Below are 22,779 nucleotides of genomic sequence, written 5' to 3' on the forward strand. Positions count from 1 at the left end.
GCAATTGCTAAGGTATAAAAGAAGGATTGCTGGATTTGTTAATATTTTCAGACATAAAAAAACCCGGCTTGCACCGGGTTTGTCAAAGAGTAGACTGGGTGTTAAGCGGCATTCACCTTCGCTGAGCTTTGTTGTTCTGAAGCCAACAACGCTTTATCGGCAGCCAGGTAGTTAAAGTCGAAGTCATCCACATTGATGGTGCGCAAGCGACTGACTTCTGCCTGACGTAAGACCTGGGCTTCCTGCTCGGAAATGACCTTCAGTTCCAGGCCTAAGTCGGCCACTTCGTTTAAGCGGAAGAAAGGCAGACGCTTCTTGGCTGCTTCGGTGACTTTGTCAAACAAAGGCTCCGCCGCCAGTACATCACGCAATGCTTGCTCCACCATGCCAATTGGGTTGTTGTCTTTGCCAGCCAGATACAGGTGGTGGCCCAAGCGCGAGCGGGCTTCACAAGGTGTTTGCATAATGCGGGCAACCTGGTGCTCCACTTTATCGCTTGGACGGCTCAGCGTACGACCCCACGGAAAGACCACGCGTTTTAGCAACACGCCAACCAGACGGTTTGGGAAGTTATCAAATAATTCATCCAGCGCCAGCTGAGCTTTGGCCAGGTTGTCTTCACAGGCCCATTGCACCAGAGGCAGATCCTGTGGCTGACGGCCTTCATCCTGGAAGCGCTTTAATACGCTGGAGGTCAGGTACAGCATGCTCAGAATATCTCCAAGCCGGGCTGAAATTCGCTCACGACGCTTCAGATCGCCACCCAGAGTCCCCATAGCGACATCCGACATCAATGCCAAGGCCGCACTGAAACGGTTCATCTGCTTGTAGTACTTAGCGGTCGCATCACTGTAAGGCGCACTGCTAAAGGCGGCACCTGTCAATGACAACCAGAAGGTGCGGAAGAAATTGCTGATGGCAAAGCCAATATGACCAAACAAGGCTTTATCAAAAGCGGTGACTGCAGCACGGTTGTCTTCGTTGTAGGCAGCTTGCAGCTCGGCCAGCACATAAGGATGACAGCGAATAGCACCCTGACCATAGATGATCATATTGCGGGTAAGGATATTGGCGCCTTCAACGGTAATAGCAACCGGAGCACCCTGATAACCACGGGCCAGGTAGTTGTTTGGCCCCATGCAAATGCCTTTACCGCCATGCACATCCATCGCATCAATCATGGCCAGACGCATCCGTTCGGTAATGTGGTACTTGGTTATGGCAGAAATCACCGAGGGTTTTTCACCCAAGTCGATGGAGCCGACGGACATCGTAGTGGAAGCGCATGCCATGTAAGCGGAGCCACCAATACGGGCCAAGGCTTCTTCGACGCCTTCCATCTTACCGATAGGGATTTTGAACTGACGGCGAATACGGGCATAAGCACCGGTCGACATCGCGGCAGCTTTAATGCCAGCCGTGCTGTTGGAAGGCAGGGTAATTGCACGACCAACGGATAAGCACTCAACCAGCATGCGCCAGCCCTGGCCTGCCATTTTGGCACCACCAATGATGTAATCGAGCGGTACAAAGACATCGTTGCCTTGGGTTGGACCATTCTGGAATGGTACATTCAGCGGGAAGTGGCGACGGCCAATTTTCACCCCTGGGGTGTCGGCGGGGATCAGCGCGCAGGTGATGCCTAAATCTTCTTTATCGCCCAATAGCTTGTCTGGATCTTGCAGTTTAAAAGCTAAGCCAAGCACGGTCGCAATAGGCGCCAGCGTGATGTAGCGCTTGTTCCAGGTAAGACGCATGCCCAGTACCTCTTTACCTTGCCATTGGCCTTTGCAGACAATGCCAAAGTCAGGGATGGAGCCTGCATCTGAGCCTGCTTCCGGGCTAGTCAAGGCAAAGCAAGGCACGTCCAGGCCTTTCGCCAAGCGGGGCAGGTAATGGTTTTTCTGCTCCTCGGTACCGTAGTGTTGCAACAGCTCGCCTGGGCCCAATGAATTGGGCACGCCGACAATACTGGACAAGACCATGCTCTTGCTGGTTAGCTTTTGCAGCACGCAGGACTGTGCATAAGCAGAAAACTCCAGGCCGCCATACTGCTTTTTAATGATCATGGCAAAGAAGCCTTTGTCTTTCAGGTACTGATAGACTTCAGGCGATAAATCGGCGCGGTCGTGGGTGATTTCCCAGTCGTCAACCATATCCAACAATTCTTCGACCGGGCCGTCCAGAAAAGCCTGTTCTTCAGCACTTAACCGGGGGATTGGGAAGTTATGCAGCTTCTGCCAGTCCGGGTTGCCACGGAATAAATCAGCTTCCCACCAGGTGGTACCGGCATCAATGGCTTCTTTTTCTGTGCTGGACATTTCCGGCATGATCTTGCGATAGACGCCAAGCAGCGGCTGAGTCAGCAGCTTCTGGCGAATAAAAGCGACATTCAGCGGCAGGGCAATCAGCAGGAATACAATCCAACTGGCCAATCCGACTGGGCCGGCAACAGTACCTGCTGCCAGGGTAACAGCTATTGCAGCTGTGAACAGCGTTAGACTGGCTCGGTAATAAGCTAAAATGCCAATCACAACCAGTAGTATCAGGCTAAACACAAACCCTTCCATATCTATCTCCTAAGAGGTCTGACCACTAATGCTCTAAGAGTATAATCTTCGACAACAACTTGCAAGTCTTTCAAAGGCAGTCCGACATTTGCTCGTACAAAGCGCTTTACACCAGCTGATACGGGAAAGTATAGTCGGTTGGCTCACTTTTAGCGCAGTGGCAGTAAGACTGCCGATCAGAGGAGTTTTGTGGTTCATGTGTGAATTGCTCGGGATGTCGGCCAATGTGCCTACCGATATTTGTTTTAGTTTTAAAGGGTTAAAAGAGCGGGGTGGCCGGACAGGTCCGCACCGGGATGGCTGGGGTGTGGCTTTTTACGAAGGCAAAGGCGTCTGCACTTTTAAAGATGCACTGCCAAGTTATGAGTCGGAGATTGCCCGACTGGTCAGTGATTATCCAATTAAAAGCTGTGCAGTCGTAGCCCATATTCGTCAGGCCAACCGTGGCCGGGTGAGCTTGCAAAATACCCACCCTTTTACCCGGGAGCTTTGGGGGCGTTACTGGACCTATGCCCACAATGGTCAGCTGCACGATTACAAAGACCTGCCGGTGGCACGTTTTCAGCCAGTGGGTACCACCGACAGTGAGCGGGCTTTTTGCTATTTGATGAGTGAGCTGGATAAACGCTACCCAAACAAACCGCGCTCGCGTAAGGCTGCTTTTCGCTTCTTGCAAAAAAAAGCCAAAACACTGCAACAGTTGGGTGTGTTTAATATGTTGCTGACCGATGGTGAATACTTGCTGACCTACTGCACCAGCAAATTACATTGGATCACCCGGCGAGCGCCTTTCGGCATCGCTCGCTTATCGGATGTGGATGTGGATATTGATTTCTCCCGCGAAACCACACCAAAGGACGTGGTAACTGTGATAGCAACCGAGCCACTAACTCTAAATGAGCAGTGGCATAAAATGCAGCCGGGCGAGAGTCAGTTGTTTCGTTATGGTGAGCCTATTTAACGCTGCCCGGCAGCCGCAGTTTCATCTGCGCGCTGCCAATGTACTTTATGCAGCTGGACATCAACTTGTTCGACATTGTTTTCACCGTGCCAAATTCGTACCAGTAAGTAGTCAAGATCCGGTGCAACCCAGGCGTAAATTTGCCGATCAGAGTCTTCTTCAACGCGCTCAATGCGGTAGGCCATCACATTGCCGTAGGGTAGTGGCAGTAACTCTTTGGTGACCACCCGAAAATCATAGGTTTTTGGGTCGCCCCGTCGATTCAATACTTCATAGCTGAAGGAACGCTTACCAGCGGCCAGATCTATGGCCAGTTGCTGATGGTAGCTAAGTTGATCCAGCCAGTTGTCATCCCAGCTGTGGGATTTAAGCTCGCCTTTACTGCCTTCTCGTAACTCTTCTTTGACTGGATCCAGTGTGAGTACATAATTACGACTTGGACCTGTGCCACTGCGGTTCATCTGATATGCGAGCGGTTGCACCTGGGAACCACGCATTGTAAATTGTGTTTGCTCCTCCCTACGATCACGAAACACCATCCAACTGATTTCGCTACGATAACGTAAGGTATAGACACCATCGTCCTTTTTCAGCTCACGCTCGGCTTTACCATGGCTACGGCCATTACGGTAGACCACATACTCGGCTTGGTACGGGGCAAGCTCTAGTGGCAGCTCGTCCGAAACAGGCTCAGCTGCTAATGGCATTACCAAAAGTGGCAAGCATAAAAAAGGCGCCCGCAGGCGCCATTCAGAGATCGTACTCATCATCGTCATGGGCATATCCGTATTGCGGTAATGGCTCATCATCCAACAAGGCTTGTTGGCCTTGTTGACGTAAACGTCCCTGACAAAACCAGCGGATCACCAAAGGGTAGGTACGATATTCTTGTTCATGCACCCGTTCGGCCACTGTTTCTGCATCATCGTCAGAAAAAATAGGGACTTTGGCTTGCAACACCACAGGGCCACCGTCCAGCTCCTCAGTAACAAAGTGCACGCTGCAACCGTGCATTTGGTCACCTGCTTCGATGGCACGCTGGTGTGTTCGCAAGCCTTGGTACTTGGGCAACAAAGATGGGTGAATGTTCAATAATTTACCGGAAAAATGCTGCACAAAGCCTGGCGTCAGAATGCGCATAAAGCCCGCTAGTACTACCAGATCGGGTGCAAACTGCTCGATCAGCTGCTGCAATGCCAGATCGTAGCTTTCACGGTTATCAAAATCGCTATGGGCCAGGCAATGGGCACTGCTGCCGGCCTCACGGGCCCGGATAAGGCCATAGGCATCGGCTTTATTGGAAATAACGGCGGTTACTTTACCGGCGATAAAGCCGGAAGCGCAGGCATCCAGAATAGCCTGCAAGTTCGTACCATTACCTGATATCAGTACAACGATGGATTTCATGCCTACCCTTAGCTGCCCTTAACGGATAATGACTTGCTCTTCGCTGTCTGAAGCAGCTTGAATCTCACCCAGATGCCAGGCCACTTCACCAGCCTGTTGCAACATCTCTATAGCGGCTGGCAATGCCTGGGCAGGAACCACCACAATCATGCCAACACCACAGTTGAAGGTGCGGTACATTTCATGGGTTGTTACGTTGCCTTGCTGCTGCAACCAGGTGAAAATGGCTGGCCATTCCCAGCTAGACCCATCAACTACGGCTTTGCTACCTTGTGGTAAGACGCGGGGAATGTTCTCCCAAAAGCCACCACCAGTGATATGGCAAAGGGCATGCACCGGTTGTTGTTTAATAAGGCTAAGCAGGTTTTTCACATAAATACGGGTTGGTTCAAGCAAATGATCGGCAATGGACTTGCCTGCCAGTTCTGTGTCAGCTGACTGGCCACTAATTTCTAAGATCTTGCGAATTAAAGAAAAGCCATTGGAGTGAGGGCCGGATGACGCGAGGGCGATGAGTTGATCGCCAGCTTGCACCTTACTGCCATCAATTAACTCAGACTTTTCGACCACGCCAACACAGAACCCAGCAATATCGTAATCTTCACCATGGTACATACCAGGCATTTCAGCGGTCTCGCCGCCGACTAAAGCGCAGCCTGATTGTGCACAGCCATCGGCAATGCCTTCGACCACAGTCGCAGCTGTTTCCACATCTAACTTGCCAGTGGCGTAGTAATCGAGGAAAAATAGTGGTTCTGCACCTTGTACGATCAAATCATTGACGCACATGGCAACCAGATCAATACCAACACCATCATGGCGCTTTAAATCCATAGCTAAGCGCAGCTTAGTGCCAACACCATCGGTGCCGGAGACCAATACAGGCTCTTTGTAGCCAGCCGGGATTTGGCACAGGGCACCGAAACCACCTAAGCCACCCATGACTTCAGGGCGATGCGTGCGTTTGACAGCACCTTTGATGCGATCGACCAGGGCGTTACCCGCATCGATATCGACACCGGCGTCTTTGTAACTTAGGGATGGATTTTGGTTGCTCACGGCATTCCTCAATTGAACAAGGGCTGAAAATGGACGCTATTTTACCTGCATAATCATTGCGACAAAAGCATTACTGGGTAGCATTTGCCATTGCCTGTTCGACATAGCCGGCTACACTGATGCTGTCATCCTGTATGATCTTATGGTAAACAACTGATGCAAATGGAAATTCTTTGTCCAGGTAGGTTAGGCAAAGATAAGGCGCATCCTGAGTGCTTTTGTCGTGAAACCACTCACCACCCAGCTCACGGCGAAAGACTTCGCCAGTGTAGGCTCCCAGAATGGTGCATAAAGTGAACAATAAGTCCTGTGCATGCGCTTGTTTCTTTTGACGTTGATGCAAAGCGGACACCAAGGTGTCGAGTTGCAGCAAGCTAGCCCGGCTAAAATCCAGCTCGAGCTGAAATTCTTCTTTAGCGTAGTTAACGGCATCATCGGCTGACTGAACCATCAGGTCCCTGAGCTGTTGATCGTGCATAGATTCTCCCTATTTTGTTCCGATTGATGGGCTGCTAACAGGCACTGACGTAGTAACTTACTGCCGGGGCCCAATTGTTCTTCGTATGGACTTAATAAGGCCATGGGGGCAAGCTTTTCTCCACCACTGCCCAGCTGCAGTACCTTCAGGCTGCCGTCTTTTAAACCCGTTTGCACGGTGTAATCTGGCAGCCAGCAAAAGCCAAGACCCAGTTGCAGAATTTCGATGGCCTCGTAAAAATTATCAACGGTCCAGCGCTGTTCGGATTTCAACCATCCGCCTTGCTCTTGTGGTTTTTGCGCGGTATCACGAATCACGATTTGCAGCTGTTGGCTTAGCTCAGCCAGATCCAGCTTACTATGGTCGGCAAGAGGATGCTTGCTACCAACTACAGGAATAAAGCGGGTGACATACAAGGGTTCACCAAGATGGCCTTTGGGCACCTGGCCTGTGATCACCAGATCAGCGCTCTTATCGCGGATAATCTCGGCTGTTCCGGTGAGCACTGAATCAATAATTTGCACCCGGCTGCCACGGCTTTGCGGGTAAAATTTCAGCAATGCCTGATAAAGATAATGCTTAGGATAAGCCAATTCAACCGCGATCCGAATTTCTGGTTCCCAGCCTTTATCAATGGTGTCTGCGAGTCGCTCCAAGTCTTCGATTTGTTGGGTCACCATGCGGGAGCGCCGAAGCATCACTTCACCTGCTTCGGTTAAAAAGGCTTTACGACCTTTCACTTCCAGCAGCTCGACACCCAGCATGCTTTGTAGTTTAGCCACCGCATGGTTTAAAGAAGACTGACTTTTATTGAGTAGATCAGCAGCCTGGGCATAGCCGCCGGCATCGACAACTGCTTGCAGGATACGCCATTGTTCGATGGTGGTTTTAGGGCGATAGGGCATAAGTCAGTCGCTCTCCTTTGGGTAACCGGCCGTTAGCGTTCAGCAACAATCACAGCCCGAAGCGGCGCTGGGTAACCTTCAATGGTTTTACTATGGTCATTTGGGTCGAGAAAATCAATTAAACTTTCATTTTCCATCCAGGCGGTGGCTCGTTGCTCTTGCAAGCTGGTTGGGCTGCAATCCACTACACGAGGACTTTTAAAGCCAAGCCGTTTTAGCCAGTGACACAAAGCAGCACAGCTTGGAATAAACCAGACATTGCGCATTTTGGCGTAGCGTTCACCGGGAACCAAAACGGTGTGCTCATCGCCTTCCACCACCAAGGTTTCCAGTACCAGCTCGCCACCCGTGCGTAGCTGCATTTTCAGCTGTTGTAAAAACTCCAGTGGCGAGCGACGGTGATAGAGCACTCCCATGGAAAAGACCGTATCAAAGACTTGCAGTTCAGGCAGTTCGTCACAGCCTATCGGTAACAGATGCACCCTTGGATCCGGATTAAAGTGTTTGATGGCCTCAAACTGGCTATAAAACAGCTGCGAAGGATCGATGCCGACAACAAAATCGGCTTTTGCTTCGCGCATGCGCCATAGGTGATAGCCGCTGCCACAGCCAATATCCAGCACAAAGCGGTTTTTCAGTGGCTGAATATGGGGCAAGAGACGCTGCCACTTCCAGTCTGAGCGCCATTCGGTATCGATATGAATGCCATGAATGTTGAATGGACCTTTGCGCCAGGGCATCAGCTGGCGTAATAAATGTTCAATGCGCTTACGCTGTCCCTCATCAATCGCCTCGTCAAGACCGAGCGTGATGGTATCACCTAATTCTTTGCACGAGACAGTGGTCGCTGGAAGTTGTGCCAGCACTTTTTGCCAGCGGTGAAAATCACCATGGAGAGCCTCTTTTTGCCAAAGCGCCAGTTGAGCGGGCAGGGTTTGAAGCCAGTGAGCCAGTCGATTGCCGGCGATTTGCTGGTAAAAAGGGGTAAATAAATCTGTCATGCTGATCTCAAGGCTGTTTAAAAGCAATCATCGAGCAAAAGTTAAAGCACTGGAACCAGACGGTGCTTTCTTCAAAGCCAGCCTGCTGCAAGCGCTGCTGGTGCTGGTCGATGCTATCGGGCTGCATCACATTTTCCAGTGCGGTGCGCTTTTGGCTGATTTCCAGCTCGCTGTAGCCATTGGCCCGCTTAAAGTCGTGATGCAAATCCACCAGCAATTGGTTGCTGCAGGAGTGCGGGCTAATGATTTTTTCAGATAACAGCAAAATTCCGCCGGGCTTTAACGCCTGATAAATGCGAGATAGCAAGCTGGCTCTATCTTGCTTGGCTAAAAACTGCAGCGTGAAGTTCACCACCACCATGGCTGCATTGCTAAGCGCCAACTCACGGATATCGCCTTCAATCACCTCTACCGGGACTTCGGAGCGAAAAGCCTCCAGATGGCGCTGACAGCGCTGCACCATAGCCGCGCTGTTATCAACCGCAATGATTTTACAGCCCGCAACGCTGATATTGCGCCGCATTGCCAAACTGGCTGCGCCTAAAGAGCAGCCCAGATCGTAAAAGTGGCTATCGACTTGCTGGTAGCGGCTGGCTAACTGGCCTATGGTTTGGATAATGCTCTGATAACCCGGTACTGAGCGCTGAATCATATCCGGAAAGACATCGGCTACCTGATCGTCGAAGCGAAAATCCTGAATATGCGCCAGAGGCTCGGCGTAAATATGATCTTTATGCATAGGAGAAAGGGATAAACCACCATGGGCTAAGTGTATCTGATTTTGTGATGGAACACGATCTGCTTGTACTGGCTGCTTACTGGGCAGCCAGGCGTTTATTGGCTTCTCGGCGCCTAACATAGTCAATCAGACCCACAATTAACAGCGCCAGGCTTTGATAAAGCGGCACCATGGCTAGGATCAGGATGGCGCGCTCGCCCTCTGCCGGGTTATTCACCAGACCAATGTAGGGGAGCAAAGCCACCAGGTGTATCAGCAGAGCGGCCAGCGGAAATAGCTTGTTTAACTGATAACGAAGGTGCAAAAAAATACAAATACCAGCTGCAGCCACGGCTGGTAGCAGCAGCCACAGCTGCAGTATGGATGCTGGTACCAGCTCGGTGCTTAGTTTGAAAACCAGCAAGGACTGCAGTGCCAGAAGGGCCAAAGTGGTGATCAGAAGCTTCATGTGGACGGGGTCTCTTTCATGCTGTGTTTGCCAAGCCAGCTTACTTGATACAAATCGTGGCGTCGATCTTTTAAGTTCGTGACTGAGCCTTCATTGCGAATTTGTGTTAAGCGGTCCAGATCAAGATCGGAGAACATCAGCATTTCGGTATTGGGTGTGGTTTCTGACATGACGGCATCGTGCGGAAACGCAAAGTCGGACGGGGAGAATACCGCCGATTGAGCGTACTGCACATCCAGATTATCGACCGAAGGCAAGTTGCCGCAACTGCCGCAAATCACCACATAACACTCGTCTTCAATGGCTCTGGCCTGAGCACAGTGGCGCACCCGTAGGTAACCATTTTTGGTGTCGGTCCAGAAGGGCACAAAGAGCACATCCATTTCCTGTTCTGCCAGCAAACGGCTTAGTTCCGGGAACTCCACATCGTAGCAAATCAGAATGCCGATACGACCGGCATCGGTTTGAAATACCTGCAGTTTATCGCCTCCCTGGATGACCCAGTCCCGGCGTTCATGTGGTGTAATATGGATTTTGCTTTGCATTTCGACGGTGCCATCGCGCCGGCAAAGATAGCTGACATTGAACAAGTCATCACCCAGCAGCAAAGGCATGGAACCAGTGATGATGTTGATGTTGTAACTAACTGCCATATTGGACATTTCCTGCCGAAAACGCTCGGTAAAGCCGGCCAGAAAACGAATGGCTTCGGTCTGATTGGATTTGTTGTCGCACAGGCCCATCAGCGGGGCGTTAAAAAACTCCGGAAACAGCGCAAAGTCGCTTTTGTAATCGGATAGGGCATCCACGAAGTATTCAACCTGCTGCAATACTTCATCAACGGAGGTGGCCTGGCGCATCTGCCACTGCACCGCGCCAACCCGGATTTGGGTTTTACGGCTTTCAATCAGGCGACCTGGTGGTTCATAAAAAATATTGTTCCACTCCAGCAAGGTAGCGTAGCCTTGGGACTTTTCGTCTTCTGGCAGGTACTTTTTCAGCAAACGCTTTAACTGAAAGTCGTTGGAAAGTTGAAAGGTCAGGATTGGATCGTAAATCTCGCGTCGCTTTACAGCTTCAAGGTAGTCGGCGGCCGACATTTCATTACTGTGTTGCTGGTAGCCTGGGATCCGGCCACCGGCAAGAATAGCCCGCAGGTTTTGCTGACGGCACAGCTCTTTTCTTACCTCGTATAAACGACGGCCTAAGCGATAACCACGATAATCCGGATCAATCAGTACATCCAGGCCATACAGAGCATCACCATGTGGATTATTCAGAATGGTCATCCGCTGACTGATTAATTCATCGTAGGTGTGTGGGTTGCTAAAGCGGTCGTAATCGACCTGCAAGGAAAGCGCAACGCCAACAATATTTTCGTGATCCACCACGCAAAACTGTCCATCCGGAAAATCCTGGATTAGTTTTTCGATGGTATGTCTAGGCCAGGCGCCACCTAGCTCGGGGTAAATCCGGTCCATCAGGCGCTTTAGTTGCGCATAATCACTGACTTCAAGGTTTCGGATTTTAATACGCAGTTCTTCTTGCACCTGAACTCTCCCAAAGTTAAAGCGATTACGAACGATTGACTTTAGGCCCAGCGACTTCACTGCATTTTAGCTGTTGCAGTGTCAGTGGCTGATTTTGTTCCACATCAAAGCTCGTCATGATTTCCATTAAGGGTACGTGAAGGCCGGTGACGCCGCAAGCCTGATTTCGGCCTTTAGATTTGCCAGAGTAAAGAGCGAGATCAGCCAATTGCAGGGCTTTTTCCCAGTTGAGTTTCTCTTCCGGAATATCATCAAATGGCAGAGTAATAAAGCCAGCGGTGGCGGTGACCACGATCGGCTGGCCATTCACCATAAAGGGTTTCTCGGCCAGTAAATACAAAGTGCGCTCCACCAATGTATTTAAATCTTTTGGTTTGATACGGTGCAAATACAATAGAAACTCTTCTCCGCCCCAGCGAATGGCCTGATCATGTTGTCGTAGTGACTGGGTCAGGCGTTTTGCAACCTCTGTCAGGATGTCATCACCAGCGGCATGGCCATGTTGATCATTGATTTGTTTGAAGAAATCAATATCAAGTAAAATCAAAGCGTCACGCTCTTCGCCATGATGACGGTGTTCTTTTTGTTGCCAACGCTTGGCCATTCGCTGTTGAAATGACCGCCGATTGAACAGGCCTGTCAATGGGTCACGCAGCGACTGAAACTCCAGCTGCTTGTTGGCTTCTTTTAGTCGGCGGTTAATGTGGCGGACCTTGCGGTACAGTAGCCACATCAGAATACCGGCCATAGCAGCAGCAAAAGCCGCCAGCAAGATGAGCCGGTTTTGCAGTTGCTTGTTTTCTATGGTCCGTTCCTGCAGAGCGTTGGCTTGTTCCAACCGCTGGATATGATGCGCTTGCTCTCTGGCCTGAAAGCGTTGTTGCATCTCTGCGAGGATGCGCTCCCTATCAGCCTGGAACAGCTCTTTGTTCAGATCCCGTTGTTCACGCAGTATCGCGGCCTCTTCGATATGATAGCCTGCATGATTTAGCGCTTTGGCAAACTCCGTTAGGAAGCGTTCTAAATCAGAGCGACGACCATGCTCCCTATAATACTCGATGCCGCTGCGCATTTGCTGCAAGCCTTCGTCATGATTGCCTTGCATCACTTCAATATAACCGAGGTTGAGCAATACGAGTTGTTGGGTATATTCATCCTCCAGCTCAATGGCCAGCTCTTTGGCTTGCAGCAGCGGCTCAATGGCTTGCTCATATTGATGCATGAGTATGTATGCTGCGCCAATATTATTAAGGCTAAGCAGAGCTATGCCCTGATAGCCCAGTTCAGAGGCTTGTTCCAGCGCTAAATAATGCGTACGAATGGATGCTTCATGATGACCAAGCTCACCTTCGATGTAACCTTTGGTCAAATAGAACTCTGGTAGATGGTCCTTTAAACTTTCTGGCACACCCGCAATGGCTTGATTGATAAGCTCAAGCCCTTGCTCAAGATTTTGCATATCCGCATGAAGTTGCGCCAGCTGGCTTTGTAAATAGGTACGCCGGATAGCCGTACGCTCATCATCGGTTTCCTGAACGGCTTCCATCGCAGCGTGCAAATGCTTACTTGCCAGCTCAAACTGATTGTCCTGGATGTAAATCCGGCCTAACAGATTGTTGGCATAATAACGAATGCGAGGCTGTACCACAGACTCCAGAAACGACTCCAACTCAACAATGGTTTGGTAGGCTTCATTCATCTGCCCTTTGATTGAAAGTACTTCAATGTGGGTAGCGAGGGCCTCGGCCATCACATCCGGACTGGGATGCTGTCTGGCGTAACTGCTTAGCCTGTCAAGAGCGGCCATTAATTGTTCATCATCGTTGTTGTATAAATAGTAAAACACTTTCATTGCATACAGGCGTGTGACGGAGGCCGGAGGCGTGGTAACTTGAATTTGTTGCTGCATGAGCTGCAGCTGCTGCAAAGCAAGCTCCTGATCTTGATTAAGGTTGTTCAGATACATATCCAGCTGGTGCTCTAGTTTGGGATCTGTTTCAATCGACCAGGCTGCCGGCGTTTGTAGCAAGCAGATAAGAACAGCACTCAGGAATAACCTGTAGTCGAATAATTTAGGCCAGGTTGAGCCAAACCAAGGGGCGCTAGGTGCATCAAACATATCAGTCCAGAATCAGAGTCGACCATTTAAAAGTAGCAACTATCAATTAGAAAGCCAATTGCTTTATTTATCAACAGTTTTTTTAGTTGACGCTAATTCAATAGGGTGATGAGCCGAAGTGCTAGCCTGTTGGGTGCTAAGACTAATCAACCATAAGCAAGGACTTTTACGGCGGTACTTGTATGCCTGTGGCGAAGGATTGGCTATTTCCTCGGTAAATCTCTCCAAGGAAAGTGGCATACTAAGGAGGGTATCCCAAAAAAGGTAAGCACCATGTTTAATTAGCCCAGCTTGATGCATTAGCTCTAAACGTTCCTGGCACTGTCGACGCAACGTATGACTCGCGTGCAACTGCGGTGCTAGTTGAAGATGGCGTTGTAATAATTGCTCATCCTGATAGGACAGCGTTCTTGTACGAACCTTGTGCTGATGCTTTCGATTCATTCGTTGAGCAGACATAGACCCTTTTTTTCCCTCCAGCGGGCCCACAAGCGATAGCTAAAGCAACTGATAGCATAAAGTGGTGCCAAACGAAGCAAGCGGGTGGTTCGGTGAAATCCAGCTAATTCCCAATAATACAAACTGGCATCGAAACCAATGATAAACTGCTGGCCGTCCCACAGGTGCAACTGTTGCATCATGCTGACTTTACTAACCCCGTGAAACTTTTCAAAGTCATCATCGTGCAGGTTTTTCAGTACGATTTTTCCATTGAGACGAGGCATTAGCCAAGTAATTTCTTTCGCGCAGAGGCTGCAACGTCCATCGTAGAATAGAATCGGCAGCTTACTGTGGTTTGGCAACAAAGGTAATTCCTGTTGATTAGGCGTGGCGACGATTATTGTTTTTATTACGTCAATAGTACTCGGATCGATCATCTCAGACCAAGGATTGCATTGTGGCTTGCTAAAGGCATACTAGGTGACATTACTGGTTTTACAAGGACACTTTAAGCCATGAACTCCTGGTTTCGACTTGGTCCCGCTACCTTGGTTGCCGCTGCATTTATTGGTCCAGGTACTGTGGTCACTGCCTCTTTAGCTGGAGCCAATTATGGTTATGCTTTGCTATGGGCACTGTTGTTCTCTGTACTGGCTACCATGATTTTGCAGGAAATGGCTGCTCGGCTGGGTATTGTTACAGGGATGGGGCTTGGAGAAAACCTGCGCCAACTGGTGGCCCAACCGGCACTGAAGTTCTTATTGTTTTTATTGGTAATAGCGGCCATCGTCATTGGCAACAGTGCTTATCAGGGCGGGAATATTACTGGAGCCAGCCTAGGGGCTGATGCTATCTGGGGAGATACTCGCTTTATCAGCAGCATTCGCACTTATACAGGGCTTAATCCATGGGCTTTATTGATTGGAGCTCTGGCAGTATCGGTGTTGTGGCACGGCAATTATCGGCTGATTGAACGCTGTCTGATTGGCTTGGTGTTGCTGATGAGCCTGGCTTTTGTCAGTACCATGTTGCTGACCCGACCAGATTATGGCGCTATGCTGCAAGGGCTGTTACTACCCACTATTCCAAGCGGTGCGACACTGACAGTGATTGCATTAATCGGCACTACGGTGGTGCCGTATTCCCTGTTCTTGCATGCAGCCAGTTCAGCCAATAAATGGCAGAGAGTGCAGAATAAAGCGGAGGCATTGCAGCAATCCAATGCCGACTTGCGCACTTCAATCCCTTTGGGTGGGCTCATTTCGCTAGCTGTCGTTTCAACTGCTGCTACGGCTTACTTTGGGCGAGGTCTTGCCATTGAAAATGCCGCTGATCTGGCGGTATCGCTGGAGCCTTTATTTGGCCAACGAGCGACTTATCTGATGGCGCTTGGCTTACTCGCTGCAGGCTTGTCCTCTGCCGTCACGGCACCTTTGGCAGCTGCTTATGCGCTGAGGGGGATTTTGCAGCTGTCGAACCTGCACTTTCGCTTGACCTGGCTCACCATCATTCTGATTGGCGTGGTGGTTTCTTCGTTGGGTTTGCGTCCCGTGTCGGTGATTTGGTTTGCGCAGGTGGCCAATGGTATTTTGTTGCCAGTGATTACCTTTTGTTTACTGGCCGCCATGAACACGGCAATGCTTGGGCGTTACCGCAATAACTGGCGGCAAAATATGTTGGGTGGCCTTGTCTTTATTATCAGCTTGCTACTCAGTGGCCGCAGCCTATGGCTTGCTTTTGCTAGCTAAACCAGGCTTTGCAATATAGGCCTTCAACCCGGGGAGATGGTACATGAGTTGGATTGATTGGGTGGGGATGATACCTGCAATTATATTTCCAGTGGCGACTTTGGTGCAGGTGGTACATTTACTGCGAGTAAAAAATGCCACCGGGGTATCAGCTCTTAGCTGGAGCGCCTTTGCTGTGGGCAATCTGGCACTTTATGTCTACACCGAAAAGTACCTGGAGTGGCAGGCGTTGCTGGGCTTGTTGGGCACTGCTGTGCTGCAAGTCTATTTAATTGCGCTGATCCTGTACTATCAGCGCCAGGCTGTTAAAGTACAAATTTAGTTGGGCTCGTCAGGCTCCTGAACACCCCAGCCATCGTATTTGCCAGCAAGTTTTTTGGCCAAGGCTTCCAGCTCGGTTTCAAAATCAGTTATTGCCTGGTAGCTTAACGGCAGCTGCTTGCTTAATTTAAGCTCCCATTGACTGGCAGCATCCAAGGCCAGTTGCAGTCTGACTTGTGGGTACTGCTCAGTAAATGCAGAAAGGGCTGCTTCTGCTTTGTCCTGCCGTTTAAAAAAGATATAAAAATCAAGCTCAATCTCTTGTTGCAGTCTAAAGCCGGACTCAACCAGCAGTTGCAACATATCGCCATTGGCGTCGTCTGGAAAATGCGTCATACATGGATCCTGGTGTTTTTTTGCAAGTATACCAGTTTCGTTGTAGCTAGGCTTGCTGGAAGTGACATGGTAGGATCTTAGCGATATTTTTCCGGAGGTAGCCCCATGAAATTAAGCTTTGCCGTTTTGCTATTAGCTATGATGAGTTGGAGTAGTCAGCTGTATGGTTATACCTCACAGACGGATAGCCTGGAGGTGATCATGAAAACCTTCTCATTTCAGTATCGTCAGGCAGTAGAATCAGACTCGACTGAACAGCGTCTGGTGCATGTACGCCAAATGCAGCAGGGTATAGTTGCTGCGCAACAAGCCCCGATGCGGGATGATTTGGCTGAGCAATTTATCGAAGGTTTTCAGCGGGTAGCTGTGAAGCTAGATGGGGTAGAACAAGCTTTGCTAAGTGGTCAGATAGCTCAGGCTGAGCAAAAACTGCAGCAAATTGACCGATTACGGATTGAGTATCACCAGTTGCGTAAACGCAGCTTCTGGCAATGGCTGTTTGGGGATCGCTCCTAGGCACTTTGTAGTTCATTCATGATGTCTCCGGAGTAGATGCACATGCGGATGCTGACAAGCTCAATACGAGCAGATATTGATGTGGTAGCCTTTGACCTGGATGGTACTCTGGTCGACAGCCCGCTTGACTTTGTTGCCATTCGCCAGGAGCTGGGTTGGCATGATGCCAGTGATTTGTTGCAGTCGATGGCCATGTTGCCGGATGAAATTAGCCGACAGCACGCCGCTGGGGTCATTTATCGCCATGAAATGCAGGCGGCCGAGCAGTCGGTATTATTACCTGGCGTGCTGGAGTGTTTGAATCAATTTCAGGCGCAAGGCATTCCGACGGCAATTTTAACGCGTAATATGCGGGCTGCGACCCAGCTGATGATCCAGAAATTGCAGATCCCAATTTCTCTGGTTTTGACACGGGAGGACTGTGCTGCCAAACCCGATCCTGAAGGCTTATATCGCATTGCAGCCCACTACCAAACCGAAGTGCAGCGCTTGCTTTATGTCGGTGATTATCATTTTGATTTGACGACCGCAGCCAATGCTGGCGCTCAGTCTTGTCTACTGCTGAACGCGAATAATCACCAGTTCTCCTCTCAGGCCGATTGGGTCATTGCTGAGTATCAGCAGTTGGCCAGAGCTCTGACAAGTTAAGGTTGCACAGCAGCTAAACTTGTCCGTATAGTAGGCGTCGATAATTTCAACATCGAGGTCGTTTTGATTGCCCGATTGCAGCGAGACTTTCACTTAGCCATGCTAAGCCTGGTTGGCATTATGGTGTTGGTCTGCGTCACACCCTATGCTATTTATCGTTACTGGGATGGCAGTTATTTGATTGCTGCGGTAGATAGTATTCTTGTTGTGTCCACGCTGGCAGCTGTAGCTTATGCCTGGCTGACTGGCAATACCAAAGCTGCTGGTTTCTTCGTTGCATGCATGTTTTGTGCTGGTGTGGTGATCGTGGTCTTTGGCCTGGGGCCAGTTGGTTTATTCTGGACCTATCCTTTTATCGTGTTTATTTTCTTTTTGGTGCCACCATTGCGGGCATTGCTTTTATTGCTTCTGGTGCTGGTGACCTTGTTGCTGCTTGCTGCGCTCTTACCCGGCAAAATATTTATGGATGGGTTTCAACTGGTCTCTTTTGTGGTGACCAGCGCTGTGACCAGCTTTTTTTCTTATGTGTTTGCTTACCGGATGTTGGTGCAGCGCCGCCAGTTAGAATCAATGGCTGCTCAGGATGCGTTAACAGGTGCAGCTAACCGTCGTCAATTGGATCAAGCACTGGAGTTTGCTGCAGGATCAGGACGGCGCAGCAGACATAATGAAATTGCGATGTTGTTGTTTGATCTGGATTTCTTTAAGCAGATTAATGACAGTGAAGGCCATCAGGCTGGTGATGCTGTTCTGGTGGAGCTGGTTCAGTTGTTGCAAAAGCACACCCGTATGTGTGATCAAGTGTATCGCTTTGGTGGTGAAGAGTTTGTTGTTTTACTGGAAGACATTACGCAAGAGGAAGCATTGGCTGTGGCCGAAAAGTTGCGTGGTGTGATAGACAAAGAACTGCACAGCAGTCAGCATACGGTCAGTGCTTCTGTTGGCGTTGCCATTTTGGCTCCCGGCGAGAACTGGGAGCAATGGTTAGCCCGTGCTGATGCCGCCTTGTACCGAGCTAAAGCGCAGGGACGCAATCAGGTGGTTATGGCTGAGGTGGGCAGCCCTGTGCCAAGTAAGGAAGCAACACCGGTTCCATGCTCTTAAGCACCTGAACGGGCAGTGCTGAGGTAAAGCGCAATTGCTCCGCTTGAGCACCTGCGGCATAAGCGGTTAAAGTCCCAAAGTAGTCCGAGCCTAAATAAAATACTAAGGTAGCCGTGCGGTTCAGACTCCGCTGATCGATACGATTGCCCCGACTGTCAACGGTACTAATACGGTTATCGCCAGTACCGGTTTTACCGCCTGTAAGCCCCAGCAGCAGATAACTACCCTGCAAGCGTCTGCCAGTACCGTCTTGTACTACCTGATGCAACACCTGGCGCAGCACGCTGGCTACTTCTGAGTCCATGACGCGTATCCCTTGTTGATGGCCTTGCTGCCAGCGAGTATGGTAAGGGGTGTCTTCTCCTAGTAACAATTCCTGTATTGGCTGACTTGGGTAGCGTATCCCATCACTCATAATAATGGCCATCAGTTCTGCAAGCGCTGCAGGTCGGTCGCCAGAGCTGCCTAGAGCTGTGGCTAATGAGGGGACCAAATGGTCAAAGGGGTAACCCAATTGCTGCCAGCGGTAATGCAAATCCCAGAATGCTTCGATTTCCAGCATAATACTGATGCGATTATCCCTGGCACTTCGATGCCTTGTGCGAAACAGCCATTGGTAGACTTCCTGGCGTTCGTTGGTACTCAAAGCCAGTATTTCTTGCCAGCTCAACTCTGGGTTTTGCTGTAGCTTGCCAACCAACCAGAGTTCGAGTGGATGAACTCTGGCATGGTAGGCATGATCTGGCAGACTAAGCTGCCGCCGGGAAAAGCTTCGATGCCAGCGCTCCAACTGATTGCTGCTGATGCCACCGCTGGACTCCCTGGCAAGAAAGTCTTCCAATTGTTGTTGGCTGGCTTGTGGATGCAACCACAGATAAATAGCGGCTAGTCGGTCCGGGCGTTGCCGCGCGGTTTGTGACAGCAACTGCAAGCGTTGACTGGTATCCTGTTGACGATGCTTACGCCAGAATTGCTGAAGGTAACTGGCTCCTTCCCGATCGGCAAAGCTGCTTAGGTAGTTGGAGCGGCGAGTACCATCATCTTCCGCCAGCAGTTGCTGACCTTGTGTGTCTTTATGATAAATACTGTAATTGATGACATCACGCAGTAACCGAACGAAAGGCAGGTTAATGGACTCCCGGGTTGCTTCCAGCAGGCTGGGGTTGCGGTTGTTGTCTTCAGCCATAAAGTTACCGAAACTATGTAAGCCCCCTCCGGTAAAAAAACTTTCCGCCGGGCTGGCACTGTAACGACGTTCCATAGCCAGTTCCAGCAAGCGCAACAAATCTACATCTGGCGATTGCAAAAGTTGGTCAATAACCCAGCGGCTAATGTGATCCTGAGGTGCGATATCCAGTAGCTGTAGCTCAGTTGCCGACTCACCGGCGTAGCGCTGATACAACTCGGCAATAATTTCCAGGTAACTGACCAGGACTCGAAGTTTCGCTGTTGAACCGAGCTCCAGTTTGCTTTGGCTATTTAAATCAAAGGCTGCTAAAGACGTATCGGTCTGTACTCTGAGCAGATAACCATCCTGCTGACGCTGATACAACACAAAGCTGTATTCTACTTTGTTCGTTTGTTCTGCACTGAGCAGCCAGTGTCCTACCAGCCCATGATCCGCAGCAACCTGTGGATTACGCAGTTGCTGTAAAAATTGACCAACCTGCTGCTGCATGCCTAGGTGCAAACTGCTTGTTACTTGCAGATCAAGTCGGTCACTGTCATAGGAGCGAAGTTGCAGTAACTGATCCAGTTGCTGACGAACCAAGTGGCTGGCTTTAGGATCCTGATTTAGATGCATGCTCTGCCAAGCGTGTGGCGATACGACCAGCGGGGTTTTGTGAGCCAAGGCTACCAGCTCTGGTGAAAGCAGTTGTTCTTCAAGCAACAACTGTAGGTACAAATCGGTCAGTTGATTGAGCTGAGCATGACCTTGCAGCAGATAAAACGATGGGCGGCGCTGCGCGATCATCAGTGCCAGCACTTGTTTTAAGGCAATAGCAGTTTCTTCGGTGGTTGCCAGCTCGTTCAGCAGGAGGCTAATGCGATGATAGTCGCTGCCAAACCAGGCCCAGAGGCCATCGGCTATACCATGAACCTCGCCAAAGCCTGGTGCTGCTGCCAGTGGTACCGTATTGATATAATGCAAAAGCAGTTGATTGCGGTGAGTTGCCGTTACCGGAGAGTTCCGATAAGCGCGCACACTGCCAGAAAGCATTTGCCGGAATTTGTCTGTCAGTCCGTGGGTTCGACCTGCAGGTGAGTGTCGGTATTTCTCCAGTTGGGTCGCAAGGGTACTACCGCCTCCGGCAGCATTGCCATTGCGGCCCAACCACTGTTGACCTTGGCCAAGCATGGCTGAGCCTAAACGTGGCCATTCAATCGCCGGATTATGAAAGGGCGACTCTGCGCTTAGAATGCTTTTGTTTTCAATAAACGCCAGCATCTGCGGCATGATGGCTGGCATTTGCAGCAAGCTGTCAAACTGACGCTGTGGATAGGCAAACTGATAGATGGTGTCGAGTTGACAGTCTTTGATCTGCAAGCCTGCTTGTTGTTTTTCTTGATAAGGTGGAAAAAATCCCCACTTGCTGTAACGAAATAAGCTTGGCGAGAACTCGCTTTGCTCAGTGATGTGAAATCCCTTCTCTGTCAGGTTGAACTGCCATTGAGGTGCCAGACTATAACCTCGTTGCTGGTTATACGGTCCTGAAATAGGGAATTGAATGGCGTTGCTAGATCTCTGAACCAGTTGGCTGTCCAGTCGGTTGGCATAAGTATGCAACAGCTGCGCTTGATAAAAGCTGGTGCGAATTTCCTGCCAAATAACCCCGGCAGTTAAAACCAAGGCTATTGGCAACAACCAAGGCCAATAGCGACGTTTCGATTTGACTTTCAATACAGAACGCTCTTCAGCCGCAGTGCTGAAGTCTTTTCGTTTCAGTAAAGGTGCTGACCCAAATTCAGGTTCAATCCTTGGTGTCATAGTCGTTTACCATTGTGCTATTGATTGGCACCAATTTTACGAGCCCTAAGCTGACGTTCTGGATCAGGCCTTACCTGCCAATTAGCCAGGTTTTGTTCAATCAGCTGACACAAGGCATCGATATGAGCCGGGTTATCATTTAGTGCCGGAATGTAATGGTATTGCTCGCCACCTGCATGCAGGAAATAGTCTTTGTTTTCTTCAGCTATCTCTTCAATGGTTTCCAGGCAGTCTGCAGAGAAACCAGGGCAAAACACCTGAACATGCTTAATTCCTTGTTGTGGTAAACTTTTGAGTGTTTCATCGGTATAGGGTTTTAACCATTCTTCACGGCCAAAGCGTGACTGAAATGACGTTATATACTCGTTTTCGGTCAATCCAAGCCGCTCAGCGATTAAGCGAGAAGTTTTGTAGCACTCGCAGTGGTATGGGTCACCGTTTAACAAATAACGTTTTGGAATGCCATGATACGAGAATAGCAGCTTTTCTGGTCGACCATGGTGTTGCCAGAAGCTTTCGATTTGTTGAGCGGCAGCTTCAATATAAGGAGGGAAATCATGGTAATGGCTGACAAAGCGCAAGTCTGGCAGCCAACGGCGTTGCATAAAGTCCCTGGCAATGGCATCGAAGGTCGAGGCCGAAGTTGAAGCTGAGTATTGGGGGTACAATGGCAGTACCACAAGTTTTCTAACGCCTTTAGCGAAGAGCTCGTTTAAGGCGCTTTGAATACTGGGGTTGCCGTACCGCATAGCAAAGGCGACTTCGAGCTGTTGATGGCCTTTTGTTTGCAGTTGCGCCCGAACGGCATCGCATTGCCGCTGAGTATGAAACAACAGCGGTGAGCCTTGATCAGTAAACACAGTCGCGTAAGCCTTAGCAGAACGTCGTGGGCGAATGCGCAAGATGACACCATGCAAAATGAGCCACCACAGCAAGCGAGGCACTTCCACCACCCTTGGATCGGACAAAAACTCGGCCAGATAGCGCCGCAATGCCTTGGGTGTTGGCGCATCCGGTGTTCCTAAGTTGGTGAGTAAAACGCCGACTTTATCCTGCTGCTGATGTTGGAAGTTTTTTGTATTAGTATAACGCATAGACTTTGTCTGCCTAAAAGATGAATGACTGGCTGAACAGTACGCAATAAACACCAGGTCAGATGCCTGTGTTTACTCTGATTGCTGCTTAGACGCTGGCAGCTTGGGTTAGTTAATTACCCTCTCAGTATACGCAGTACGACCGCTGAATGCCAAAGTTCTAGTTGCTAAGTTGGTGAAAAATCGAACAAAAAAACTAATTTTTGCGCATTCAGTCAACAGGGATGTGATAATAAACGAATAAAAGAATGATCCTGCTTGCTATGACACTGTTTTTCCTATGAAATGAACAAGTATGTACGACAGGCCCTGCTTTGCAGGATGACAAGGCAGCTGATCGTACCG

At 49.8% G+C, this 22,779-nt stretch carries 21 protein-coding genes; 6 read left to right on the top strand and 15 right to left on the bottom strand.

The window, feature by feature from the left end; genetic code table 11:
• Positions 1–101: 101 nt before the first annotated feature.
• Positions 102–2,570: an acyl-CoA dehydrogenase FadE gene (gene fadE / locus JJU14_RS08970; RefSeq protein ID WP_228612716.1), complete on the bottom strand. Its 2,469-nt coding sequence runs from the start codon at positions 2,568–2,570 to the stop codon at positions 102–104.
• Between the two features lie 196 nt (positions 2,571–2,766).
• Between fadE and JJU14_RS08975 the strand changes: the two genes are divergently transcribed.
• Complete coding sequence (locus tag JJU14_RS08975; RefSeq protein ID WP_228612718.1) at positions 2,767–3,531, top strand: class II glutamine amidotransferase; 765 nt, start codon at positions 2,767–2,769, stop codon at positions 3,529–3,531.
• On the opposite strand, the gene JJU14_RS08980 is transcribed toward JJU14_RS08975, so the two are convergent.
• The 11 genes from JJU14_RS08980 to JJU14_RS09030 all read right to left on the bottom strand — a co-directional run bounded on the left by JJU14_RS08980 (position 3,528) and on the right by JJU14_RS09030 (position 14,115).
• Positions 3,528–4,307 (bottom strand): DUF3108 domain-containing protein, encoded by a 780-nt coding sequence (locus tag JJU14_RS08980; protein ID WP_228612720.1) that lies wholly within the window; start codon positions 4,305–4,307, stop codon positions 3,528–3,530. The genes JJU14_RS08975 and JJU14_RS08980 overlap by 4 nt on opposite strands.
• Positions 4,282–4,938 carry a phosphoribosylglycinamide formyltransferase gene (purN, locus tag JJU14_RS08985; RefSeq protein ID WP_228612722.1) on the bottom strand — a complete coding sequence of 219 codons (657 nt, stop codon included), beginning with the start codon at positions 4,936–4,938 and terminating at the stop codon, positions 4,282–4,284. The genes JJU14_RS08980 and purN overlap by 26 nt, the downstream gene beginning before the upstream one ends.
• A gap of 18 nt (positions 4,939–4,956) precedes the next feature.
• Entirely contained in the window at positions 4,957–5,997 is a 1,041-nt protein-coding gene (purM, locus tag JJU14_RS08990) for a phosphoribosylformylglycinamidine cyclo-ligase (RefSeq protein ID WP_228612724.1), read from the bottom strand.
• Between the two features lie 70 nt (positions 5,998–6,067).
• Positions 6,068–6,475: a hypothetical protein gene (locus JJU14_RS08995; RefSeq protein WP_228612726.1), complete on the bottom strand. Its 408-nt coding sequence runs from the start codon at positions 6,473–6,475 to the stop codon at positions 6,068–6,070.
• Positions 6,448–7,380 carry a LysR family transcriptional regulator gene (locus tag JJU14_RS09000; RefSeq protein ID WP_228612728.1) on the bottom strand — a complete coding sequence of 311 codons (933 nt, stop codon included), beginning with the start codon at positions 7,378–7,380 and terminating at the stop codon, positions 6,448–6,450. Before JJU14_RS09000 ends, JJU14_RS08995 begins: the two co-directional genes overlap by 28 nt.
• Before the next feature lie 32 nt (positions 7,381–7,412).
• Positions 7,413–8,381 (bottom strand): tRNA 5-methoxyuridine(34)/uridine 5-oxyacetic acid(34) synthase CmoB, encoded by a 969-nt coding sequence (gene cmoB / locus JJU14_RS09005; RefSeq protein WP_228612731.1) that lies wholly within the window; start codon positions 8,379–8,381, stop codon positions 7,413–7,415.
• Between the two features lie 7 nt (positions 8,382–8,388).
• Complete coding sequence (gene cmoA, locus JJU14_RS09010) at positions 8,389–9,120, bottom strand: carboxy-S-adenosyl-L-methionine synthase CmoA (protein WP_228612733.1); 732 nt, start codon at positions 9,118–9,120, stop codon at positions 8,389–8,391.
• Between the two features lie 76 nt (positions 9,121–9,196).
• Positions 9,197–9,568, bottom strand: coding sequence for a hypothetical protein (locus JJU14_RS09015; protein WP_228612735.1), 372 nt, complete (start codon positions 9,566–9,568; stop codon positions 9,197–9,199).
• Positions 9,565–11,118, bottom strand: a complete 1,554-nt coding sequence (locus JJU14_RS09020; protein WP_228612738.1) for a GNAT family N-acetyltransferase — start codon at positions 11,116–11,118, stop codon at positions 9,565–9,567. Before JJU14_RS09020 ends, JJU14_RS09015 begins: the two co-directional genes overlap by 4 nt.
• Positions 11,119–11,143: 25 nt before the next feature.
• Positions 11,144–13,237 (bottom strand): diguanylate cyclase, encoded by a 2,094-nt coding sequence (locus JJU14_RS09025; protein ID WP_228612740.1) that lies wholly within the window; start codon positions 13,235–13,237, stop codon positions 11,144–11,146.
• A gap of 440 nt (positions 13,238–13,677) precedes the next feature.
• On the bottom strand, positions 13,678–14,115 hold the full coding sequence (locus JJU14_RS09030; RefSeq protein ID WP_228612743.1) for a DCC1-like thiol-disulfide oxidoreductase family protein: 438 nt from the start codon (positions 14,113–14,115) through the stop codon (positions 13,678–13,680).
• Positions 14,116–14,193: 78 nt separating this feature from the next.
• Between JJU14_RS09030 and JJU14_RS09035 the strand changes: the two genes are divergently transcribed.
• Both JJU14_RS09035 and JJU14_RS09040 read left to right on the top strand, forming a co-directional pair.
• Complete coding sequence (locus JJU14_RS09035; protein WP_228612745.1) at positions 14,194–15,426, top strand: Nramp family divalent metal transporter; 1,233 nt, start codon at positions 14,194–14,196, stop codon at positions 15,424–15,426.
• Positions 15,427–15,469: 43 nt separating this feature from the next.
• A complete protein-coding gene (locus JJU14_RS09040) occupies positions 15,470–15,748 on the top strand; it encodes a hypothetical protein (RefSeq protein ID WP_228612747.1) in 279 nt (92 codons plus the stop codon).
• Here the strand turns inward: JJU14_RS09040 and JJU14_RS09045 are convergent.
• Positions 15,745–16,083 carry a ribonuclease E inhibitor RraB gene (locus tag JJU14_RS09045; protein ID WP_228612749.1) on the bottom strand — a complete coding sequence of 113 codons (339 nt, stop codon included), beginning with the start codon at positions 16,081–16,083 and terminating at the stop codon, positions 15,745–15,747. The genes JJU14_RS09040 and JJU14_RS09045 overlap by 4 nt on opposite strands.
• Positions 16,084–16,188: 105 nt before the next feature.
• On the opposite strand from JJU14_RS09045, the gene JJU14_RS09050 reads away from it, so the two are divergent.
• The 3 genes from JJU14_RS09050 (at position 16,189) to JJU14_RS09060 (ending at position 18,351) form a co-directional block, all read left to right on the top strand.
• Positions 16,189–16,599, top strand: coding sequence for a cytochrome b562 (locus JJU14_RS09050; protein ID WP_228612751.1), 411 nt, complete (start codon positions 16,189–16,191; stop codon positions 16,597–16,599).
• 42 nt (positions 16,600–16,641) lie between these two features.
• A complete protein-coding gene (locus JJU14_RS09055) occupies positions 16,642–17,247 on the top strand; it encodes an HAD family hydrolase (RefSeq protein WP_228612753.1) in 606 nt (201 codons plus the stop codon).
• Between the two features lie 63 nt (positions 17,248–17,310).
• Positions 17,311–18,351, top strand: coding sequence for a GGDEF domain-containing protein (locus JJU14_RS09060; protein WP_228612755.1), 1,041 nt, complete (start codon positions 17,311–17,313; stop codon positions 18,349–18,351).
• Here JJU14_RS09060 and JJU14_RS09065 read toward each other — a convergent pair.
• Both JJU14_RS09065 and hemH read right to left on the bottom strand, forming a co-directional pair.
• The gene (locus JJU14_RS09065) at positions 18,290–21,340 is read right to left on the bottom strand and encodes a transglycosylase domain-containing protein (protein ID WP_228612757.1); all 3,051 of its coding nucleotides are present in this window, start codon (positions 21,338–21,340) and stop codon (positions 18,290–18,292) included. The two genes, JJU14_RS09060 and JJU14_RS09065, sit on opposite strands and share 62 nt — an antisense overlap.
• Positions 21,341–21,357: 17 nt before the next feature.
• Positions 21,358–22,434 carry a ferrochelatase gene (gene hemH / locus JJU14_RS09070; RefSeq protein WP_228612759.1) on the bottom strand — a complete coding sequence of 359 codons (1,077 nt, stop codon included), beginning with the start codon at positions 22,432–22,434 and terminating at the stop codon, positions 21,358–21,360.
• Between the last annotated feature and the right edge of the window lie 345 nt (positions 22,435–22,779).

Source organism: Alkalimonas sp., assembly GCF_020831925.1.
Classification (GTDB): Bacteria; Pseudomonadota; Gammaproteobacteria; order Enterobacterales; family Alteromonadaceae; genus Alkalimonas.